Below are 19871 nucleotides of genomic sequence, written 5' to 3'. Positions count from 1 at the left end.
GCAAGGGGATGATCGAGGTTTCGCGGTTCTGGCGTGATCATGCATTGCCCTTTGTCGAAGCCCGGCGGGTAGGGGACGGGCGCCAGGTGTGCTACGCCGCGCACTCCCATGAGAGCTTTTCAATCGGCGTGATCACGGGTGGGCGAAGTACCTACCTCAACGGCGACCTGCGCATCCAGGTAGGGGCCGGTACCACCGTGCTGATGAACCCGGGTGTTGTGCATGCCTGCAACCCCATCGACGCTGAGCCCTGGTCTTACCTGATGCTGTTCGTCGATATGTCCTGGCTACAGGCGCAAGGCTTTAAATTGCCTACGCAGACCTGGAGCAGCTCGCCTGCGTTGTACCAGCGGTTGTTGCGGGGGTTCGCTGACCTGTTCGATGCGGGCGTGCCTGATCGGGAAGGCCGCTTGGCAGAACTGTTTGGCGCATTGCCGGACTTTCTCGGCGCCAACGCCCAGGCGAGGGCCGAAGGCAACCCGCGGCTGAGCGCGGCAGCAGCGTTCATACGTGCTCATCGCACCGATCCACTGAGCCTTGAAGATATCTGCACAGCGTGCGGCCTGTCGCGCGCCTATCTGATTCGAGCCTTCCGCCAACATTATGGGCTGACACCGCATGGCTACCTGCTCGACCAGCGTGTTCAGCTGGCCAGGGCGCAGTTGCGTCAGGGGCGGGCGATTGCCGAGGTTGCGCAGGAGGCCGGGTTTGCAGACCAAGCGCACTTGCAGCGGGCTTTCAAAAAGCATCTGGCGGCGACGCCGGGTCATTATCGGAATGCGGCTGGCGTCAGATAACCAGGTAGACAGCACTGCCCACCAGCAACACCGCCAACCCTCGATTGAGCAGGCGCAGGTGCCGTGGGTTGCCCAGGTACTGGCGAACCACGCTGCCAGCCCATGCCCAGCTGGCCACCGAAATGAAACAGATCGGCCCGTAGATCCAGGTGAACAACCACAGCAAGTGCTGCTCACCACCGGTATAAGCGCCGACCCCGGCCACTGCTGCCAGCCAGGCCTTGGGGTTCAGCCATTGCATCGCCGCGCCTTGCCAGGCCGAGGGGGCGGGTGTCGAGTGCATGCCGGTCAGTTGGCCATCATCGCGCGCAAGTTTCCACGCCATGTACAGCAGAAACGTTACCCCGCCCCAGTGCAGCAGCTGGCCCATCAGCGGCCAACGCACCAGCAGCTGGTGCAAGCCCAGCCCGACCAGCACCAGCAACAGGCAGAAACCCAGCGTGGCGCCAGCCACATGTGCCAGGCTGGCGCGTAGGCCATGGTTGGCGCCGCTGCTCAGGGCAATGATGTTGACCGGGCCGGGGGAAATTGACGCCGCCAGTGCGAAGGCGGCCATGGACATGGACAGGCTCATGAGAAAGATCCGGTGGTGGGAAGGAGCCATGATTTTCAGCTGTTGGCGGTCGACGGTATTGAAGAAAAGTACCTACAAAAATACAGACTCAAATTCCTTTAAGGTTTTGAAATAGTTTTGCGCTATCAGATAAACCTGCTGTGCTTGTACGATTCTTGTCCCAATTTGCTATCAAGGTCTATATGAGCACCTTCGCGGAGCCCCCCAGTTTCTGGCCTTTCAGGCCGTCCCCCCTCCGTCCTCGTGACGCTTCGCTCGTGAGTACCCGCTAATGGAATGGCTAGCCGACCCCACGGCCTGGCTAGGCCTGTTGACGCTTATCGTCCTCGAGCTGGTGCTGGGTATCGACAACCTGGTGTTTATCGCCATTCTGGCCGACAAGCTGCCGCCCCATCAGCGAGACCGCGCGCGGGTGATCGGCCTGAGCCTGGCGTTGATCATGCGCCTTGGCCTGCTGGCCAGCATTTCGTGGATGGTCACCCTGACTGCGCCGCTGTTCGAGGTGTTCGACAAGAGCTTCTCGGGCCGTGACCTGATCATGCTGTTCGGCGGTGTGTTCCTGCTGTTCAAGGCCACCATGGAGCTGCACGAGCGCCTGGAGGGCCATGTCACCCAGGCAAGTGGCACGCTGCGCCATGCCGCATTCTGGCCTATCGTCGCTCAGATCGTTGTACTGGATGCTGTGTTTTCGCTGGATGCGGTGATCACGGCGGTGGGCATGGTCGAAGAGCTGTCGGTGATGATGATCGCGGTGATTTTCTCGATCGGTATCATGATCGTTGCCAGCAAGCCGCTGACCCGCTTCGTCAACGCCCACCCCACGGTGATCATGCTGTGCCTGGGCTTCCTGATGATGATTGGTTTCAGCCTTACCGCCGAGGGCCTGGGCTTCCATATCCCGAAAGGCTACCTGTACGCAGCGATCGGCTTCTCGATCCTGATCGAGCTGTTCAACCAGTTGGCGCGTGCCCGTCGCAAGCGCAGCTTGCAGCAGCACAGGCCGCTGCGTGAACGCACCGCACATGCCGTGCTGCGCATGCTGGGCGGCCGCCGGGTCGAGGCTGACGAGGTGGGCGAGGAAATCGCCGACATGGTTGAGGGTGGCGAGGAACAGGTGCTGTTCGACCGCCGTGAACGGATAATGATCAGTGGCGTACTTAACCTGGCCGAGCGGCCTATCCGAACGGTGATGACCGCACGTGCCGAAGTCGATGTGATCGACCTGGCGCAGCCGGCCGAAGCCATCACGCAGGCATTGGCCAATTCGCCATACTCGCGCCTGCCGTTGATTCGTGATGGCCGTGTCGACGAACCGCTGGGCTTCGTGCACAAAAAGGAGCTGCTCAAGGAGTTGTTGTCGGGCAGCCAGCCGGACCTGGAAGGCATGGCACGGGCGCCGTTGAACCTGCTGGAGAGCTTCAGCATCCTCAACGCCCTGGAGCAGATGCGTGGTCAGTCGACCCACATCGCCTTCGTGATCAACGAGTTCGGTGACTTCACCGGCCTGTTGACCATGACCGACATTCTTGAATCGATTGCCGGTGAGCTGCCAGATGCCAGCGAAGTTGAAGGCCCTGGCATTGTCCAGGAGGGTGAAGGCTTTGTGGTGAGCGGTGCACTGAACCTGAGCCAGGTACAGGCACGTACCGGCTTCAGCGCACGTGCCACCGACGATTACCAGACCCTCGCGGGCCTTGTCATGAGCCTGCTCGATCGCCTGCCGATGGTGGGTGACCGCCTGGCGTGGAATGGCTGGACGCTCACCGTGGAAGCGGTTGAAGAGCGGCGGGTGCGCCAGGTTCGGCTTATACCGAGCGGCGACGCTGGCGCAGCAGGTGCTTGAAGCCTTCGAGCACCAGTACCAGCACCGCGGCCCAGATCGGCAGGTAAGTCAGCCACTGATCCGGGCCGATGGTTTCACCCAGCAGCAGCGCGACCCCCACCAGTAACACCGGCTCGACGTAGCTGAGCAGGCCGAACAGGCTGAATGGCAGCAAGCGGCTGGCCAGCACGTAGGCGATCAGGGCTGAGGCGCTGATCGCCCCAAGGACGGGGATCAAGGCATAAAGGCCTGGGTGGGCCTGCAGGTCGCCAGACGACAGCGGGCCCTGGATCACGAAGTAGAGCGCCCATGGCAGCAGCAGGCACATGTCGCACCACAGGCCACCCAGGTGGTCAGTGCGGCAACGCCGGCGCAGTACGAAATAGATCGGGTAGCCGATCGTCACCAGCAGGGTCTCCCAGGCAAAACTGCCATTTTGGTAGAGCTCGTTGCCTACGCCCAGCGCGGCGCAGGCCACGGCGACCTTTTGCAGCCGCGACAGGCGCTCGCCATACACCAGCCGCCCGGTCAGGACCATGGCCAGCGGCAGCAGAAAGTAGCCCATCGACACTTCCAGGCTGCGCCCGTGCAGGGGGGCCCAGAGGAAGAGCCACAACTGCACGCCCATTAACCACGACGTACCGACCATGCCCAGCAACAGCACTGGCGTACGTTTTACCCGGGCCAGCAGCTCGCCTACCCGTTTCCAGTCTTTCGACACAAGCATGAACAAGGTGAGGCAGGGCAGTGTCAGCAGGGTGCGCCAGCCAAAGATCTCTTCGCCATCGAGTGGCGTGAGCAGCGAGGTATAGAAGTACATCACAGCGAACAAACAGGACGCCATGACCGATGAAACAATGCCTTTTGACACGAGTGCCTCGAATAGGGGAGTTGAGCGGCTGGATCAGCCGCGCATGATCTCAGGGGGCGCGTCTTGCGGCAACCGTGACGCGCCCGGATGTGCGGTCAGTGCCTCAAGGAACTGCGCCGCCGGCATGGGCCTGGCGAACAGGTAGCCTTGCTGGAAGTCCACGTCATGGCGGGCCAGGTAGTCGCGCTGGGTGTCGGTTTCGACACCTTCGGCAACGATGCCAAGGCCAAGTTTGGCTGACAGCTCGATGATGGTTTCGAGAATGTGCAGCGACAGCGCGTCGCCGCCGATCATGGCGACGAAGCTTTGGTCGATTTTCAGGTAGTCGACCTTGAACTGGCGCAGGTAATTGAGGCTTGACTGCCCGGTGCCAAAATCATCAAGTGCAATCATCACCCCCATGGCATGCAGCTTCTCGAACAGTTCCAGGGTCACGGGGGTGGGTTCGATCAGCTTGCGCTCGGTCAGCTCCAGGGTCAGCACCACCCGGCCGGGCGGAAAGTGCTGCAGGAAGGTGCGGCAGTCGTCCAGCAGGCGCAAGTCACGGCAGTGGTCGGCGGTAATGTTGACCCCGATGTGGAAACCGTCCCCCAGCAGCCCGGCATAGGGCGCGAGGCTCTGGGCAGTGTGCATCATCAGCGATCGGGTCATCGCGACTATCTGCCCGCTGTGCTCGGCATAGGGAATGAACAGGTCAGGGCGGACCAGGCCTTCTCGTGGGTGGTTCCAGCGCATCAGCACTTCGGCACCGGCCCAGCGGTAATCGCCCTTGCGCACCACCGGCTGGAAGTACGGCAGGAATTCGTCTGCCTGCAGGGCCCGATCCAGTTCGGCGCGGGGTGAGGTGGCGCGGCGAATCTGCCAGCGGCAAGCCAGTGCGGCCACGGCACCCAGCACCAGCAGCAGGCTGAGCAGGGCAGGGTAGTGGCTGCGCAGCAGCTGTCCTTGCTTGTCGGCGCTGTAGCCGCCTTGCACGCTGAACGGGTAACGCGTCGAGCCCAACAGCACATTGGCGCTGGCGGCCGCAGGGGGCACGCCTTTGTGTACCACGCCATCCTTGCCCATCCAGGCATCGCCCACCCGTATTTGCAGGTCTTCATCGGGGCCGATCAGGCGCAGTGCTGTCAGCAGGTGGTCGCCATCGACCGTGGTGATTGCGCCGTGGTCGCCGTCGCTGGCGCGGTACACCAATAGCGGATGCCCCGGGGTGACCGAGTTGCCGTCCATCAGCCACAGTTTGCCGTCTGTGTAGTCGCTAGCGTTGACCGGCTCGTCGAATTCGCCGAACAGCGAGGTGCAATAAAGGTTGTTGTGCCTGAACAGGTTGGTCGAGCGTACGAAGGCATTGCGAGTTACCTGGGCACGCAGCATAAGCTTGGCCTGGTCGCAAGGGAGGGTAGTCAGGGGCAGGAGCGCATTGGCAGCGCCGGACAGGTTGTCGAGGATGCGTTCGAGATGCTCCACCGCTTGGCGTGTGGTGGTCTGGCTGTTGGTCTGCATCTCGCGCTCGACCTGCCAGTTCATCACGGCAAGGCCGCACAATACCGGCAGCACGCCGACGACCCAGGGCAGCAGGTTGCGCCAGCCCAGGCGGGCGCGGCGTTTAGCGGTAAGGGGCATGCTGGAATAATCTGTGTTGAGGGTAACGAGAGAATAGCCGCTTGTCGGAACGGGGGGGCAACTAAAACGCGACAAACGATTTTACGCAATGTAGAATCCATTTACGAATACAACAATAAGGTCCTTCAATTCCGAAGGATCAAGCCCGCCGAGAATGGGTCCATATGACATACCATGGGTTCAAGCTGATCATAGGTGACTACCTCGCCCGCAGCGTGCGTGGTATCCCTTGCTCCCCGCCATTTCTGTTCTACATCCCGCGCAATCTATAATTTTTCGCTGCAGATGAGGACACGAACATGGCTGATATCTTTGAAAATCCAATGGGCCTGATGGGTTTCGAATTCATCGAACTGGCTTCGCCTACCCCTGGCGTACTCGAACCGGTGTTCCAGATACTGGGCTTCACCAAGGTGGCTAGCCACCGTTCCAAGGATGTGCACCTGTACCGCCAAGGTGGCATCAACCTGATCCTGAACAACGAACCCAAGAGCATCGCCTCGTACTTTGCCGCCGAACACGGCCCGTCGGTGTGCGGCATGGCGTTCCGCGTGCGCAATGCCCATGAGGCCTATGCCCGAGCTCTGGAACTGGGCGCCCAGCCGGTGGAAATCGAAACCGGCCCGATGGAACTGCGCTTGCCGGCGATCAAAGGCATCGGTGGTGCGCCGCTGTACCTGATCGACCGCTTCGACGAAGGCAGCTCGATCTACGACATCGACTTCAACTTCATCGAAGGTGTGGACCGCAACCCGGTGGGTGCCGGCCTGAAGATCATCGACCACCTCACCCACAACGTGTACCGCGGGCGCATGGCCTACTGGGCTGGCTTCTACGAGAAGCTGTTCAATTTCCGCGAGATCCGCTACTTCGATATCAAGGGTGAATATACCGGCCTGACGTCCAAGGCCATGACGGCTCCCGATGGCATGATCCGTATCCCGCTCAACGAAGAATCGTCCAAGGGCGCCGGGCAGATCGAAGAGTTCCTGATGCAGTTCAACGGCGAAGGTATCCAGCACGTGGCCTTCCTTACCGACGACCTGCTCAAGACCTGGGACGCCCTGAAAGGCTTCGGCATGCGCTTCATGACGGCGCCGCCGCAAACTTACTACGAAATGCTCGAAGAGCGGTTGCCTGGCCATGGTGAGCCGGTCGACCAGTTGCAAGCTCGCGGTATCCTCCTCGATGGTGCGTCTCAACCTGAAGACAAGCGCCTATTGTTGCAGATTTTCTCGGAAACCCTGCTCGGCCCGGTGTTCTTCGAGTTCATCCAGCGCAAAGGGGATGATGGCTTTGGCGAAGGCAACTTCAAGGCATTGTTCGAATCCATCGAGCGCGACCAGGTACGCCGTGGCGTGCTGAGCACCGACTGAACCTGCTGGAGGGGCGCCGCCATCATGCATGCTCGGTGGCCGCCCCACGCCTGTGGGCCCGTGCCCTGAACAAACCCAGGTAGACAATCGAGGCGGTCGCGATCCCTACCAGTGTCAATGATGGAACGATCTGCATCATCGACTGGTGGATTTCCTGTGCGGTGAAGCCCTCGGCGTAACCGCCTTTTACCCTGTATCCATACCTGGAAGACACCGCGCTTGCAAAGAACTCGGACTGCGAGGGGCGCTGTGCGTCACGGCTGTCGCCTTGGCTCCAGATGTAGCGGTCGTCGAACTCCAGCAGCAGTGTCAGCCCATCCTGAAAACCATCCAGTTCGCTGCGTAGCTGGGTGGCATAGGCGGTCACGATCACGCTACCGTTCATGCCCTGCAAGTGATAGTTGACAACCAGCTTGCGGCGTTTGTCGGGTTGCCCGTAGGACAGTTCGACCTGTTTGCCGGACAAGGCAAAGGACGATAGGTCTTCCAGGGAATCTGAAGTACTGCTGCAATAGGCCTTGTTACTTTCGACCAGGGTAAGCGACCTGAGCATGGAGCGGCTCATGACCTGTTCCTGCAGCATTTTTTTGACGCTGTCGCAAGCTTGGCCTGCAAGCGGCAGGGTACGCTGGGCAGCTTCATGCATGCGGTTCAGTGCCTGGTCAACGCTGAATACCGCCTCCTTGACTGAGATGGTCGCGTTTTCCGCAAGCTTCATTTCCAACTGGACAATCATCACCAGCAAACCTGAAACCACAGGCACCAGGGCCACCGTAGCAAGTAGCAGCAGCTCCCGCAGGCGACGCCCGGCGTGCATGATTTTCAACATAGCGCAATCGCTCTCCGGCCTAGCTGTTCGAGGTGTACAGCTGAGCCATGAGCCTAAGCGTTCATTTGATCGGCCGGCTGTAGTCCGCGTGCAGTTTGCGGGGCAGGAAAACCAAAAGGCTGATGTAAGGCTTTATCTACCGTCGAGTTTTGCCAGTACTTTGTCCGCGAGCAGTGCAGTGGAGGCAGGGTTCTGCCCGGTGATCAGCTGACCATCCGCGATCACGTAGGGTTTCCACGGGGCCTCATGTTTGCTGTATACCCCACCACGGCCACCTAGCTCGTTTTCTGTCAGGAACGGCACTATGTTGTCCAGTTCGACCAGTTTTTCCTCAATATTAGAAAACCCGGTCACCTTGCGGTCTTTAAGCAGCAGGCTGTTGTCGCTGAGCTTGATATTGAGCAGGCCGACTACGCCGTGGCAGACCGCGGCAACGATACCCCCTTTCTCGTAGATCCTGCGTGCCACCTCTTGCAGCGGCTGGTTATCGGCGAAGTCGTACATCACACCGTGGCCGCCGGTGTAGTAGATGACGCTGTATTCGTCGGCTTTTACCTGGCCAGGGCTCAAGCTTGTGCCCAGCCGCGTCATGAAACGCTTGTCGTCATACCATTGCCAGTCCAGGTCGGGGGCCATCTGCAGGCTGTGTGGGTCGACAGGGACGTAGCCACCCTCAGGGCTTACATAATCGACCGTGTAGCCGGCCTTTTCGACTTTTTCGACAAAGTGCACCGCTTCACCCAGCCACAGCCCGGTCGCCCGATTCAAGGTCGGATACTTGGCTGTATTGGTCAGCACTACCAGCATTTTCTTGCTCATGACCATGCTCCTGTCGGCAACCTGAATGGGCCGTTGCTCCCTGGCCCAGGGGAAAACCTAATCAGCATAGCTGCCAGGCGCAAGTCCGCCATCGTGCGCAGCTTGTGCTGTGCTAACGTGAACGAACCCCTCCGGGGCAGCCTCGGAACCGAGGTAATCTACGCATTGGTGGAGTAACGCTATTGCCCGCACACGGTACGCCGCGCAAGCCTGCGCGGGAGCTCACCTTGAAAACGCCCGTATCGGCACCGCTCGATCTGATGAGCCAACGAATTGCGCAGTTCGACTGGGGGCACACATCACTTGGGCCGTTGCCACGTTGGTCGGCCTCGTTGCGCATTGCCGTCGACATGATGCACTCGTCACCGTTTCCTTGCGCAGTGGTCTGGGGGGCAGACCTCTGCGTGGTGCACAATGATGGCTACCGGGCGCTGCGGGCCGCCAGGCCGGATGCGCTGGGCAATGCGTTCGATGCGCTCTGGAGTGACCTCTGGGAGGCGATGGGGCCCTGGGTATTCAAGGCGCTTGAAGGGCGTTCGAACTTTGTCGAGGACCAGCCCCTGCTCGTCTGCGTCGAAGGCAGCGAGCCGCTGTGGTGCGCGTTCGGTTATGCACCCCTGCGCGATGAATTTGGAAACGTGGCGGGGTTTCTGCACAAGGTGATCGAGACCACGGCCAGCGTGGAGGCGTACCATCATTGGCGTGAGCAGGTGCAGGGCTATGAACGACAGATAGCGCGCCATGTGGCCGAGCGCGAGCAGATCTGGCAACTGTCCCCGGATGCAATGATGACGGTTACCCCTGAGCTCAAGCTGCATGCCGTCAACCCCGCCTGGTACCGCATTCTGGGCTGGTCCGAGGAGCAGGTTCACGATGTGCCGGTGCTGGAGCTGGTGCATCCGGCGGATCGCGCCGAGGTACAAGTGGCAGTCTCCGGGTTCCTGCAATACCGCAATACCGAGCAACTGGAGACGCGCTTGCGTCACTGCGATGGCCATTATCACTGGTTCCGCTGGAGTGCCCGGTTCAATGGCAGCCTGTTGACGGCAGTCGGTCGGGATATCACCGAAGACCGCGAAGAGGCCGCGCGTAAGTCTGAAGCGATGATGCGCAATAGCGAACGCATGGAGGTGGTTGGCCAGTTGGCCGGCGGCATGGGCCATGAGATGAACAACCTGCTGTCTGGCATCGGTGGCAGCCTGGAACTGCTGCAGCGGCGCCTTCAGGATGGCCGCCTGGAGCGTGTTGACGCCTATTTGGAGGTCGCTCGCGAATCGGTCTTACGCGCCATGGAACTGACCCATCGCCTGCTGGCATTCTCTCGGCATCAACCGCTTGCACCCAAGCCCCTGGACTTCAACCGGCAGTTGCGGCTAAGCGAGCCGTTGCTATTGAAGACGCTGGGCGCAGAGATGCGCTTGCACTGGCAACTGGATGTCGCGCCGTGGGCCGTATGCCTTGACGTTACCCAACTTGAAAATGCCTTGGTCAACCTCTGCGCCAATGCCCGGGAGGCCTGCCTGGAACGTGGCAATGTCACTGTACGCAGCGTCAACGAGCGGTTGACGGCCAGCTTCCCTGATGAAAATGGGCTGCCGCCAGGCGACTACGTTGCCTTGCATGTGGAGGACGACGGCCACGGCTTTTCGACGCGCGACATTGCCAGGGCTTTTGAGCCGTTCTTCACCACCAAGCCCATCGGCCGTGGTTCCGGGCTTGGGCTATCGATGGTGTATGGTTTTGTCGGTCAATCGGGGGGATACGCCTGGATCGAGTCGAGCCCGAATCAGGGGGCCAGGGTTTCCATGCTTTTCCCAAGGTGCCACGACCCGGCACCCGAAGCGCCGAAGCCAGTGCAACGTTCCCAGCGCATGGCCCAGGGTGAGCGCCTGTTACTGGTCGATGACGAGCTGAACTTGCGTGCCGTGATGCGCGAGTACCTGACTGAACGCGGTTTTGTGGTCACTGATGCGAGTGACGCCAATGCTGCGCTGGAGCGCTTTCGCCTTGATGGCCCCTTCGACCTGGTGATTACCGACATCGGTTTACCCGGCGGCTTCAGTGGCCGGCAAGTGGCCAAGGCCATGCGCATGCAGCTTCCTTCGCAGAAGATCCTGTTCATCACCGGCTACGCTGACCATCCTGTTGAAGCGCAGCTGCTTGATCAGCCGGGAACGGCATTGATGAACAAGCCGTTTTTGCTGGCGGACCTTGCCGATCAGGCGCTAAGCATGCTCGAACAATGACGGGGTTCAGGGGCGGCCCAGAATCTGCGTGACCTGCGTCTGCAAGTCTTTCAGTTCGAATGGTTTGCAGATCAAGTGCATGCCCGTGCCCAAAAAACCCTCGCGGGCCATGGCCGTTTCCGCGTAGCCGGTGATGAACAGCACGGGCAAATGTGGATGCAGGCTGCGGGCAATTTCGGCCAGTTGACGGCCATTCATACCGGGCAGGCCGATGTCGCTGACCAGCAAATCCACGGGCTGAGAGGAGCGCAACACCTTGAGCCCTTGGGTGGCGTTGGCCGCGCTGCGGCAGGGGAAGCCGCTCTCACGCAGTGCCTGGCACAACAATTGGCGCACATGGGGGTCGTCTTCGACCACCAGCACGTGACGGCCCCGGCTCTCCTGCACAGGTATCGGCTTGCTTGGTGCCGTTGCCTGGCCGATATGGCGCGGCAGGTACAGGTCTACGCGAGTGCCCAGGCCAATCTGGCTGTGCAGTGCGAGATGCCCGTGAGACTGCCTGCTGAAGCCGTAGACCATCGACAGGCCGAGGCCGATACCCTGGCCGATCGCCTTGGTACTGAAAAACGGCTCGAAAGCGCGCTCAAGGGTGCTTTGCGCCATGCCCTGGCCGTCATCGATGATGCTCAGGCGCAGGTAGTCACCAGGACACAGAGCCCCACTGGTGAACTGCTTGCTGGGGATATGCTGGTTGCTTGCCTCGACTCGCAGCTGGCCGCCACTGGGCATGGCTTCTGAAGCATTGAACAGCAGGTTGTCGAGGGCTTCCTGCAACTGTTTGGCATCAGCTTCTACGGGCCACAGGTCTTTGGCGGTATGCACGTGTAACGTTATGGCAGGGTTGAGGCAGGTTTTCAGGCGTTTGACCTCGAGCAGGCCGTGCAGGTCGACACGCTGGCTGTTCAGCGATTGACGGGAGGAGAAGGCCAGCAAGCGGTGGGTCACGCGAGCGGCGCGTGTTACTGCCTCACGTCCCATCCGCAGTACGCTGTCAAGGCCATCGGTGCGGCCTTGATGCAGGCGCCGTTCAATCAGTTCGAAGCTGCCGCCAATGCTGGTAAGCAGGTTATTGAAGTCGTGAGCAACACCCCCGGCCAGTTGGCCAATGGCTTCCATCTTGCGGGTCTCGTAGCAGGCGAACTCGCTGGGTTTCTGTTCCTTCTCTGGCGGCACTCCCAGTGTGTTCAGGCGCTGCTGCAGGTCGTGCAACTGGTCGCGTGCAGCGTATTGCCGTCGTCGGTTGCGCAAGGCGGATCGGGTCATGTGCAGCAGTTGGTCGTTGTCGAACGGGGCGACCAGCAGCAAAAGATTGCCCACTGGGTGGTTGCCTGCACAAGCGGCCGACCAGGCACCCTGCATGAGCAGCACGATGGGCAGGTCCGACCAGCTCTGTTGCTGGTCGATGAATGCTTGCAGCAACGCACTGGGGCCGTTGTCGAACACTTGCTCGGCAATGATTGCCAGGCCTGCGCCTTCTGCCAGGCAAGTCTGCAGGTTGGACAGGTCAACGGTGCACAGGCTATTGATGCCGGCTGAGGCGAGCAGGCGCGAGGTATCCGCCGCTAATGGCGGGGGTGCCAGGATCAAGGCACGTTCATCCAGCGCCAATGAATGGGACAAAACGACTCTCCTGCAGGGGTGGCCTGATACCCACTGGACCCTTGGTAAACGGCCTGGGTTCAACAATAGTCAGATATTGCCTATAGGCCTTGCTGCAGTGCGGGGTCGTCCGGGTTCTGCCGTTCCAGCTCGGCCAATAGCACTTGAACGTTCTGCAATTGCCCGGTCTCTTTCCAGTACTGGATCAGCAGCACTCGAGCGCGGCGGTTGGCCGGCTCCCGGTTGAGCACGGTTTCCAGCTGCTTTTGGGCTGCGTCGAGTTGTTCCAGTTCGTGCAGAGTGACTGCCAGCGTATAGCGGTAATCGGCGTTGTCCGGGTCCAGTTCGACGGCGCGGGACAAGGCAAGCAAGGCGTATTCACGTTGCTCGTGGCGGATCAGCCAGAGCCCAAGCTCGTACTGCAGGAAGGCTGAGTCGGGGCTGAGTGCCAAGGCTTTGCCCAGTACCTGGCGCGAGGCATCGTGCTGGCCCTGACGCTCCAGCAAACGCACCTGGGTGGCCAAGGCGTCGAGGTTGCCGGGTGCAACGTCCAGCGCCCGCTGCAGGGCCGCGGCCGCCTGGGTGTAGTCGTTTTCGTGCAGGTACAGGCGGGCCAGGTGTACCTGGGCGTCGGCATCCTCGGGTTGTTGCTCGAGCGCCTGCTGGTAGTGTTCAAGGGCTGCCTGCAACGGGCCGAAATACAGGCCGATGGCATCGGGGCTCAGGCCCAGCAGGGCATCCACGGCAGCAAAGCGCCCGCTTTGTTCGTCGTCGTCCAGCAGTGGGCCGAGCACCAGGCTGCGCTGCGCTGCCGGCAGCAGGCGGCGGATACCTGCAATAGCCGCACGGCGCACCAGCGGGTCGGCATGCTCCAGGTCCTGACGGGCAAGTTTCAATGCCTGGGGAGAGGGGTAGTTGGGTAACTCGGCATAGAGGGCAGCGCGGCGGATAGGGGGCAGGTCGTTGCGTTGCAATTGCTGGTAAAGCACCCGTGCTGCACCGGGTAGGCCGTCATGGGCCTGGCGCAGGGCCTTGGCATAGCTGTGCGCAGGCAAGCTCGGCGGTGCTGGCTGATCGTCGTGCCGCAGGTAACCGAACAGCGCCGATACCAGGATCAACAGCAGCAGGGCGATCAGGTAGCGGTTGCGTCTGTGCATCGGACGGTCCGTGGCGGCGGGAAGGGCAGAGCTTGGGCCAGCCGGGGGGTAAATGCAACCGAGTGCAGGCATCAAGGCGGTCGCGCGCGTATCTCGCAGGTTTCGATTGGCCCGAAACAAACGTAGGAGCGAGCGCAGCTCGCGATGCGCCGCGCGGGCGGCGCTCGATCTCGCAGGCGCTGAAAATTCAACGACATAAAAAAGCCCCGCCGACCAAGGCCTGCGGGGCAAACGGTTGGGGGAGGAGCCAACCAAAGGAGTCGTTTGAACGGGTGTATCAGCGTGCGCTGGCCACCGTCTGCGGTTGCCAGCCGCCGCCCAGGGCTTTGTAGATGGAGACGATGCCGCGGTACAGATCGACCTCACCCTGGGCCTGCGCATCCTCAGCGCTCAGCCGCTCGCGCTCGGCGTCGAGCAGTACCAGGTAGTCCACCGTGCCTTCGCGATAGCGAATCGAGGCCAGCTCCGCTGCCTTGCGGCTGGCGTCGCTCTGGCGCATCAGCGACAGCAGGCGCTGCTGGGTCTTGTCGTAATCGCTGAAGGCGTTGGCCGACTCTTCCAGGGCCAGCAATACCTGCTGTTCGTAGTTGGCCAGAGCCCCTTCGGCATCGGCTTTGGCGCCGCGCAGGCGGGCCCGCACGCTGCCCAGGTCGAAGGCCGCCCAGGTAATGCTGGGGCCCAACGCCCAGGCATTGGCTGCCGAGGAGCCGATCTGCGAGCCGCGAGCGGCGGTAAAGCCAAGGAAGCCACTGAGGCTGACGCGAGGGAACAGGTCTGCCGTGGCCACGCCGACATTGGCGGTGGCGGCAGCCAGCTGGCGTTCGGCGCTACGGATGTCCGGACGACGGCGTAGCAGCTCCCCCGGGTCGCCCACCGGCAATGCCTTGGCGATGGCCGGCAGGGCCTTGGGCGACAGGTCTACGCTGAGCGCGTCAGGGCGCTGGCCGAGCAGGGTGGCGATGCGGTGCCGCGCCCGGGCCTGTTCGGCCTGCAGTTGCGGCACGGTGGCTTCGACCCCGGCCAGGCGTGCATCGGCACGCACGACATCGAGGTCGTTGCCCACACCGGCATCGCGCAGGGTTTCGGTAATGGTCCGCGACTCCTGCTGGGTCTTGAGGTTTGCCAGGGCGATTTTCTCGCGCAGTTGCGCACCGCGCAGCTGCCCATAGGCATCGACCAATTCGGCGATCAGGCTGACCTGCAACTGTTGCAGGTCGGCGGCAGCTACCGCTTCCTGGGCCTCGCTGGCTTCGATCTGACGCTGGATGCGGCCGAACAGGTCAAGCTCCCAGGCCATGTCCAGGCCCAGGTCGTAGCGCTCGCTGTTCACCCGCTGCGTGGTCTGGCCGGGGATCTGGCCCTTGCCGATGTCGCTGCTGGCGCGGCTGGTCACGACCGGGAACTGGTCGTTCTCGGCGTCTTCGCGGATCGAACGGGCGGATTTCAGACGGGCGAAGGCCACGCGCAAGTCACGGTTGCCGTCCAGCGAAGCCTGCACCAGCTGGTTGAGCACCGGGTCGTCGAACTGCTTCCACCACAGGCTTTCGAAGCGGCTACGGTCATAAGCTTTGGCCTGCACATCACTGTTCAGTTGTGCAGGTTCGGTGGCCGGGGCCTGGTAGTCCGGGCCTACCGCACAGGCCGCCAGGGCCAGTGCCAGCAGGCTTGGGGTCAGGGGTTTGAGCAGGTTCATGCATGGTTCTCCAGCACTTGAGCGTGTTCGGCCTTGCGGGCCTGGCGGCGCTCGACGAAACGGCGGATCAGGAAGAAGAACACCGGGGTCAGGAACAGGCCGAACACGGTCACGCCAATCATCCCCGAGAACACTGCCACACCCATGGCATGGCGCATTTCCGAGCCGGCACCGGAGCTGAACACCAGCGGAACCACACCCATGATGAAGGCAATCGACGTCATCAGGATCGGCCGCAGGCGCAGGCGGCAGGCTTCCAGTACCGCAGCCAGCGGATCAAGGCCTTTGGCCTGCTCATCCTTGGCGAACTCGACGATCAGGATCGCGTTCTTGCACGCCAGGCCCACCAGCACGATCAGTCCGATCTGGGTGAAGATGTTGTTGTCGCCACCTGACACGATCACACCGGTAATGGCCGACAGCAGGGTCATCGGTACGATCAGGATCACCGCCAGCGGCAAACTCCAGCTTTCGTACTGGGCGGCCAGCACCAGGAACGCCAGCAGCACGCACAGAGGGAACACCAGCAGCGCGGTGTTACCCGAGAGGATTTGCTGGTAGGTCAGGTCGGTCCACTCGAAGGTCATGCCGTTGGGCAGTTCCTCTTTCAGCAACTTCTCGATGGCAGCTTCGGCCTGGCCAGAGCTATACCCCGGGGCTGCTGCACCGTTGATTTCTGCGGTGATGAACCCGTTGTAATGCATGACGCGGTCTGGCCCGGAGGTGTCGCTGACCTTGAGGAAGGTCGCCAGCGGAATCATCTCGCCGAGGTTGTTGCGCACTTTCAACTGGCCGATCTGCTCGGCATCGAGGCGGAACTGCTGCTCAGCCTGGACGTTGACCTGGTACGTGCGGCCAAAGCGGTTGAAGTCATTGGTGTACAGCGAGCCCAGGTAAACCTGCAAGGTGTCGAAGATGTCGGTGATCGCCACGCCGTGGGTCTTGGCCTTTTCCCGGTCGATGGCGGCATCAACCTGCGGCACGTTGACCTGGTAGCTGGTGAACAGGCCCGCCAGCTCCGGCACGTTGTGGCTTTTGGCGATGATGTTCTGGGTTTCTTTGTACAGCGCTTCGTAACCCAGGTTGCCACGGTCTTCGATTTGCAGGCGGAAGCCGCCGATTGTGCCCAGGCCCTGTACTGGCGGCGGCGGGAAGATCGCGATGTAGGCGTCCTGGATATCGGCGAACTGGGCATTGAGTGCAGCCGCGATGGCAGCGGCCGACTGGCTCGGGTCCTTGCGCTCATCAAACGGCTTGAGCGGGGTGAACACAATGCCGCTGTTCGGGCTGTTGGTGAAACCGTTGATCGACAGGCCAGGGAAGGCCACCGAGTCGGCCACGCCAGGTTGCTTCAGGGCAATTTCGCTCATGCGCTTGATCACCGCCTCGGTACGGTCGAGGCTGGCGGCGTCAGGCAACTGGGCAAAGGCCACCAGGTACTGCTTGTCCTGGGCCGGCACGAAACCGGTCGGCGTGGACGAGAAGCCGAGGTAGGTCAGGCCCATCAGGCCGGCATAGACGAACAGGGCGATGCCGCTGGAGCGGATGACACGGCGCACGCCACCCACGTAGCGGTGGCTGGCGCGGTCGAAGAAACGGTTGAACGGGGAGAACAGCCAGCTGCCCAGCAGCTTGTCGAGGAACCGTGAGAAACGGTCCTTGGGCGCATGGTGGTCCTTGAGCAGCACGGCAGCCAGGGCCGGCGACAGGGTCAGCGAGTTGAACGCCGAGATCACGGTGGAAATGGCGATGGTCAGGGCGAACTGCTTGTAGAACTGCCCGGTAAGGCCCGAAATGAAGGCCGCAGGGACGAACACGGCGCACAGCACAAGGGCGGTGGCAATGATCGGCCCGGTCACTTCGCTCATGGCTTTTTGCGTGGCTTCCAGCGGTTTAAGGCCCAGCCCGATGTTGCGCTCGACGTTTTCCACCACGACGATGGCGTCGTCCACCACGATGCCGATGGCCAACACCAACCCAAATAGCGACAAGGCGTTGAGCGAGAAGCCAAACAGGTGCATCACCGCAAAGGTGCCGATCAACGATACCGGCACAGCCAGCAGCGGAATGATCGAGGCACGCCAGGTCTGCAGGAACAGGATGACGACCAGCACGACCAGCACCAGGGCTTCAAACAGGGTGTGCACGACTGCTTCGATGGAGCCGCGCACGAAGATGGTCGGGTCATAGACGATGCTGTAGTCCATCCCTTCAGGGAAGTCCTTCTTCAGTTCGGCCATTTTCGCCCGCACTTCATCGGAGATCTCGATGGCGTTGGAGCCTGGGCGCTGGAAAATCGGGATCGCCACCGCTGGCTGGTTGTTCAGCAGCGAGCGCAAGGCGTACTGGCTGGAGCCGAGTTCGACCCGGGCGATATCTTTCAGGCGCGTGATCTCGCCATCGGCACCGGCACGGATGATGATGTTTTCGAACTCTTCCTCGTTGACCAGACGGCCCTGGGTGTTGATCGACAGCTGGAAGCTGGTGGAACCGGGGGCGGGCGGGGCGCCCAGCTGGCCGGCGGCCACCTGGCGGTTCTGCTCGCGGATGGCCGCGACCACATCGCTGGCGGTGAGGTTGCGCGAAGCGGTCTTGTTCGGGTCCAGCCACACGCGCAGCGAGTAGTCGCCCATGCCGAACAGCTGCACATCGCCAACGCCGCCCAGGCGTGCCAGCTCGTCCTTGATGTTGAGGATGGCGTAGTTGGACAGGTAGAGCATGTCGTAGCGGTTGTCCGGTGAGGTCAGGTGCACGACCATGGTCAGGTCGGACGAGGCCTTGTCAACGGTGATACCGATACGCGTCACTTCTTCAGGCAGCTTGGGCTGGGTACGGGTGACGCGGTTCTGCACCTGCACCTGGGCGTTGTCCAGGTCGGTGCCCAGGGCGAAGGTGATGGTCAGCGTCAGCTTGCCGTCTGCGGTGGACTGGGAAGACATGTACAGCATGTTCTCCACACCGGTAATGGCCTGCTCCAGCGGCGCGGCAACGGTTTCGCCAATGACCTTGGGGTTGGCGCCCGGGAAGTTGGCACGCACCACCACGGTGGGCGGCACCACCTCGGGGTATTCACTGATCGGCAGCTGGAACAGCGAGATCGAACCCGCAATCAGCAGCACCAGCGACAGCACCGCGGCGAAAATCGGCCGGGTAATGAAGAATTTCGAGAAGTTCATCGGTAGGTTCCCTTAACCGCGTGGCGCCTGGGCGCTGGCGACTTTCACGTTGTTGCCCGCCACCTTCGGCGCCGGGTTGCTGGCCTCCAGTGCCTGGCGCTGCTGGGCGAGGGCAGCGAGGGTCTGTTCGCTGGCCATCTGGGTTTCTTCCGGGGTGACCGGCGAGCCTGGGCGCACGCGCTGCAGGCCCTTGACCACGATGCGGTCATCCTTGCCCAGGCCGCTGCGCACGATGCGCAGGCCTTCCAGCTTTGGCCCCAGTTCCACGGCGCGGTAGGCGGCCTTGTTGTCCTTGTCCATGACCAGCACGAACTTCTTGCCAAGGTCGGTGCCCACAGCTTCGTCATTGATCAGCACGGCGTCGTACTGCGCGCTGCCCACCAGCTTCAGGCGTGCGTACAGCCCCGGGGTGAACTGGCCGTCGCGGTTGTCGAAGACTGCACGGCCGCGGATGGTGCCGGTGCGCGGGTTCACCTGGTTGTCGACGAAGTTCATCTGGCCCAGGTGCGGGTTGCCGGTTTCGTTGGTCAGGCCCAGGTACACGGGGGTGCTCTGGCCACGCTGGCCTTCGCGCGCCAGCTGGGTGTACTTGAGGTACACGCGCTCGTCGGCGTCGAAGTAGGCGTAGACCTTGTCGGTGGACACCACGCTGGTCAGCGGGGTGACATCGGCAGTGACAATGTTGCCGGCAGTGAACTGGGCGCGGCTGACGCGGCCACTGATAGGCGCGGTGACGCGGGTAAAGCTGAGGTTCAGGCGCGCCAGGTCGAGTTGCGCCTGGATCGCGTCGACGCCGGCGCGGGCTTCGGCGGCAGCGCTGCTACGCGATTCTGCAAGCTCGGCAGAAATGGCGTTGCTGTCGCGCAGGCGCTCGCCACGGCGGGCTTCGTTGGCGCTGCGAATGGCGGTGGCTTTGGCTTGTTGCAGTTGGGCTTCGAGGCGGCGGACTTCAGCCTGGAACGGGCGCGGGTCGATCTGGAACAGCAGGTCGCCTTTTTTGACCTGGGCGCCTTCGGTGAAGGCGACCTGATCGATCTGGCCAGCGACCCGCGGGCGAACTTCGACCGTTTCCGGGGCTTCGAGGCGGCCGGTGAATTCGTCCCATTCGTTGATCGGTTGCTCGATCACCTTGGCCACAGTGACCTTCGGCGCGGCGGGAGCCTGCACGGCGTCTGGGGTTCGACCGCAAGCGCTGATCACCACCACTGCCAAGGCAGCGAGGGGAAAGCGCAAGGGTTTGAGAGATTGTTCCATGGAGAACTCCGCCAATGTATTAGTAGTGGGCGGAGTGT

14 protein-coding genes are annotated in these 19871 nt (G+C 62.0%); 4 read left to right on the top strand and 10 right to left on the bottom strand.

The window, feature by feature from the left end; translation table 11 throughout:
* Nucleotides 1–8: 8 nt before the first annotated feature.
* A complete protein-coding gene (locus ACK1VC_RS18610; protein ID WP_191087673.1) occupies nucleotides 9–797 on the top strand; it encodes an AraC family transcriptional regulator in 789 nt (262 codons plus the stop codon).
* On the opposite strand, the gene ACK1VC_RS18605 is transcribed toward ACK1VC_RS18610, so the two are convergent.
* Nucleotides 790–1371: a LysE family translocator gene (locus ACK1VC_RS18605; protein WP_016486692.1), complete on the bottom strand. Its 582-nt coding sequence runs from the start codon at nucleotides 1369–1371 to the stop codon at nucleotides 790–792. The genes ACK1VC_RS18610 and ACK1VC_RS18605 overlap by 8 nt on opposite strands.
* A gap of 271 nt (nucleotides 1372–1642) precedes the next feature.
* Here ACK1VC_RS18605 and ACK1VC_RS18600 point away from each other — a divergent pair, with 271 nt between their 5' ends.
* Entirely contained in the window at nucleotides 1643–3214 is a 1572-nt protein-coding gene (locus ACK1VC_RS18600; RefSeq protein WP_023048161.1) for a TerC family protein, read from the top strand.
* On the opposite strand, the gene rarD is transcribed toward ACK1VC_RS18600, so the two are convergent.
* Nucleotides 3177–4064, bottom strand: a complete 888-nt coding sequence (rarD, locus tag ACK1VC_RS18595; RefSeq protein WP_191087674.1) for an EamA family transporter RarD — start codon at nucleotides 4062–4064, stop codon at nucleotides 3177–3179. The genes ACK1VC_RS18600 and rarD overlap by 38 nt on opposite strands.
* Before the next feature lie 33 nt (nucleotides 4065–4097).
* Entirely contained in the window at nucleotides 4098–5684 is a 1587-nt protein-coding gene (locus tag ACK1VC_RS18590; protein ID WP_449118012.1) for an EAL domain-containing protein, read from the bottom strand.
* Between the two features lie 299 nt (nucleotides 5685–5983).
* Between ACK1VC_RS18590 and hppD the strand changes: the two genes are divergently transcribed.
* Nucleotides 5984–7060 carry a 4-hydroxyphenylpyruvate dioxygenase gene (gene hppD / locus ACK1VC_RS18585; RefSeq protein WP_016486696.1) on the top strand — a complete coding sequence of 359 codons (1077 nt, stop codon included), beginning with the start codon at nucleotides 5984–5986 and terminating at the stop codon, nucleotides 7058–7060.
* 22 nt (nucleotides 7061–7082) lie between these two features.
* Here the strand turns inward: hppD and ACK1VC_RS18580 are convergent, their stop codons facing one another.
* Complete coding sequence (locus ACK1VC_RS18580) at nucleotides 7083–7889, bottom strand: CSS-motif domain-containing protein (protein WP_016486697.1); 807 nt, start codon at nucleotides 7887–7889, stop codon at nucleotides 7083–7085.
* A 132-nt stretch (nucleotides 7890–8021) separates the two neighbouring features.
* Nucleotides 8022–8708: a type 1 glutamine amidotransferase domain-containing protein gene (locus ACK1VC_RS18575; protein WP_191087675.1), complete on the bottom strand. Its 687-nt coding sequence runs from the start codon at nucleotides 8706–8708 to the stop codon at nucleotides 8022–8024.
* 182 nt (nucleotides 8709–8890) lie between these two features.
* Between ACK1VC_RS18575 and ACK1VC_RS18570 the strand changes: the two genes are divergently transcribed.
* Nucleotides 8891–10954 carry an ATP-binding protein gene (locus ACK1VC_RS18570; RefSeq protein ID WP_449118011.1) on the top strand — a complete coding sequence of 688 codons (2064 nt, stop codon included), beginning with the start codon at nucleotides 8891–8893 and terminating at the stop codon, nucleotides 10952–10954.
* A gap of 6 nt (nucleotides 10955–10960) precedes the next feature.
* On the opposite strand, the gene ACK1VC_RS18565 is transcribed toward ACK1VC_RS18570, so the two are convergent.
* From ACK1VC_RS18565 to mexE, 5 genes are all read right to left on the bottom strand, one after another.
* The gene (locus ACK1VC_RS18565; protein ID WP_145914232.1) at nucleotides 10961–12574 is read right to left on the bottom strand and encodes a response regulator; all 1614 of its coding nucleotides are present in this window, start codon (nucleotides 12572–12574) and stop codon (nucleotides 10961–10963) included.
* 80 nt (nucleotides 12575–12654) lie between these two features.
* A complete protein-coding gene (locus ACK1VC_RS18560) occupies nucleotides 12655–13710 on the bottom strand; it encodes a tetratricopeptide repeat protein (RefSeq protein WP_449118010.1) in 1056 nt (351 codons plus the stop codon).
* 277 nt (nucleotides 13711–13987) lie between these two features.
* Nucleotides 13988–15403 carry an efflux transporter outer membrane subunit gene (locus ACK1VC_RS18555; protein ID WP_016486702.1) on the bottom strand — a complete coding sequence of 472 codons (1416 nt, stop codon included), beginning with the start codon at nucleotides 15401–15403 and terminating at the stop codon, nucleotides 13988–13990.
* A complete protein-coding gene (locus ACK1VC_RS18550) occupies nucleotides 15400–18579 on the bottom strand; it encodes an efflux RND transporter permease subunit (RefSeq protein ID WP_449118009.1) in 3180 nt (1059 codons plus the stop codon). Before ACK1VC_RS18550 ends, ACK1VC_RS18555 begins: the two co-directional genes overlap by 4 nt.
* Nucleotides 18580–18591: 12 nt before the next feature.
* Nucleotides 18592–19833: a multidrug efflux RND transporter periplasmic adaptor subunit MexE gene (mexE, locus tag ACK1VC_RS18545; RefSeq protein WP_016486704.1), complete on the bottom strand. Its 1242-nt coding sequence runs from the start codon at nucleotides 19831–19833 to the stop codon at nucleotides 18592–18594.
* Nucleotides 19834–19871: the final 38 nt, after the last annotated feature.

It is taken from the genome of Pseudomonas sp. XP2 (genome assembly GCF_053557975.1).
This window is presented reverse-complemented; position numbering and strand designations above follow the sequence as displayed.

Excerpts from the sequence above, each read along its gene's own strand:
- ACK1VC_RS18580 (WP_016486697.1), bottom strand. The coding sequence starts at position 7,889 with ATGTTGAAAATCATGCACGCCGGGCGTCGCCTGCGGGAGCTGCTGCTA.
- ACK1VC_RS18555 (WP_016486702.1), bottom strand. The coding sequence starts at position 15,403 with ATGAACCTGCTCAAACCCCTGACCCCAAGCCTGCTGGCACTGGCCCTG.
- hppD (WP_016486696.1), top strand. The coding sequence starts at position 5,984 with ATGGCTGATATCTTTGAAAATCCAATGGGCCTGATGGGTTTCGAATTC.
- ACK1VC_RS18605 (WP_016486692.1), bottom strand. The coding sequence starts at position 1,371 with ATGAGCCTGTCCATGTCCATGGCCGCCTTCGCACTGGCGGCGTCAATT.
- ACK1VC_RS18575 (WP_191087675.1), bottom strand. The coding sequence starts at position 8,708 with ATGAGCAAGAAAATGCTGGTAGTGCTGACCAATACAGCCAAGTATCCG.
- ACK1VC_RS18610 (WP_191087673.1), top strand. The coding sequence starts at position 9 with ATGATCGAGGTTTCGCGGTTCTGGCGTGATCATGCATTGCCCTTTGTC.
- ACK1VC_RS18600 (WP_023048161.1), top strand. The coding sequence starts at position 1,643 with ATGGAATGGCTAGCCGACCCCACGGCCTGGCTAGGCCTGTTGACGCTT.
- mexE (WP_016486704.1), bottom strand. The coding sequence starts at position 19,833 with ATGGAACAATCTCTCAAACCCTTGCGCTTTCCCCTCGCTGCCTTGGCA.
- ACK1VC_RS18550 (WP_449118009.1), bottom strand. The coding sequence starts at position 18,579 with ATGAACTTCTCGAAATTCTTCATTACCCGGCCGATTTTCGCCGCGGTG.
- ACK1VC_RS18560 (WP_449118010.1), bottom strand. The coding sequence starts at position 13,710 with ATGCACAGACGCAACCGCTACCTGATCGCCCTGCTGCTGTTGATCCTG.
- ACK1VC_RS18590 (WP_449118012.1), bottom strand. The coding sequence starts at position 5,684 with ATGCCCCTTACCGCTAAACGCCGCGCCCGCCTGGGCTGGCGCAACCTG.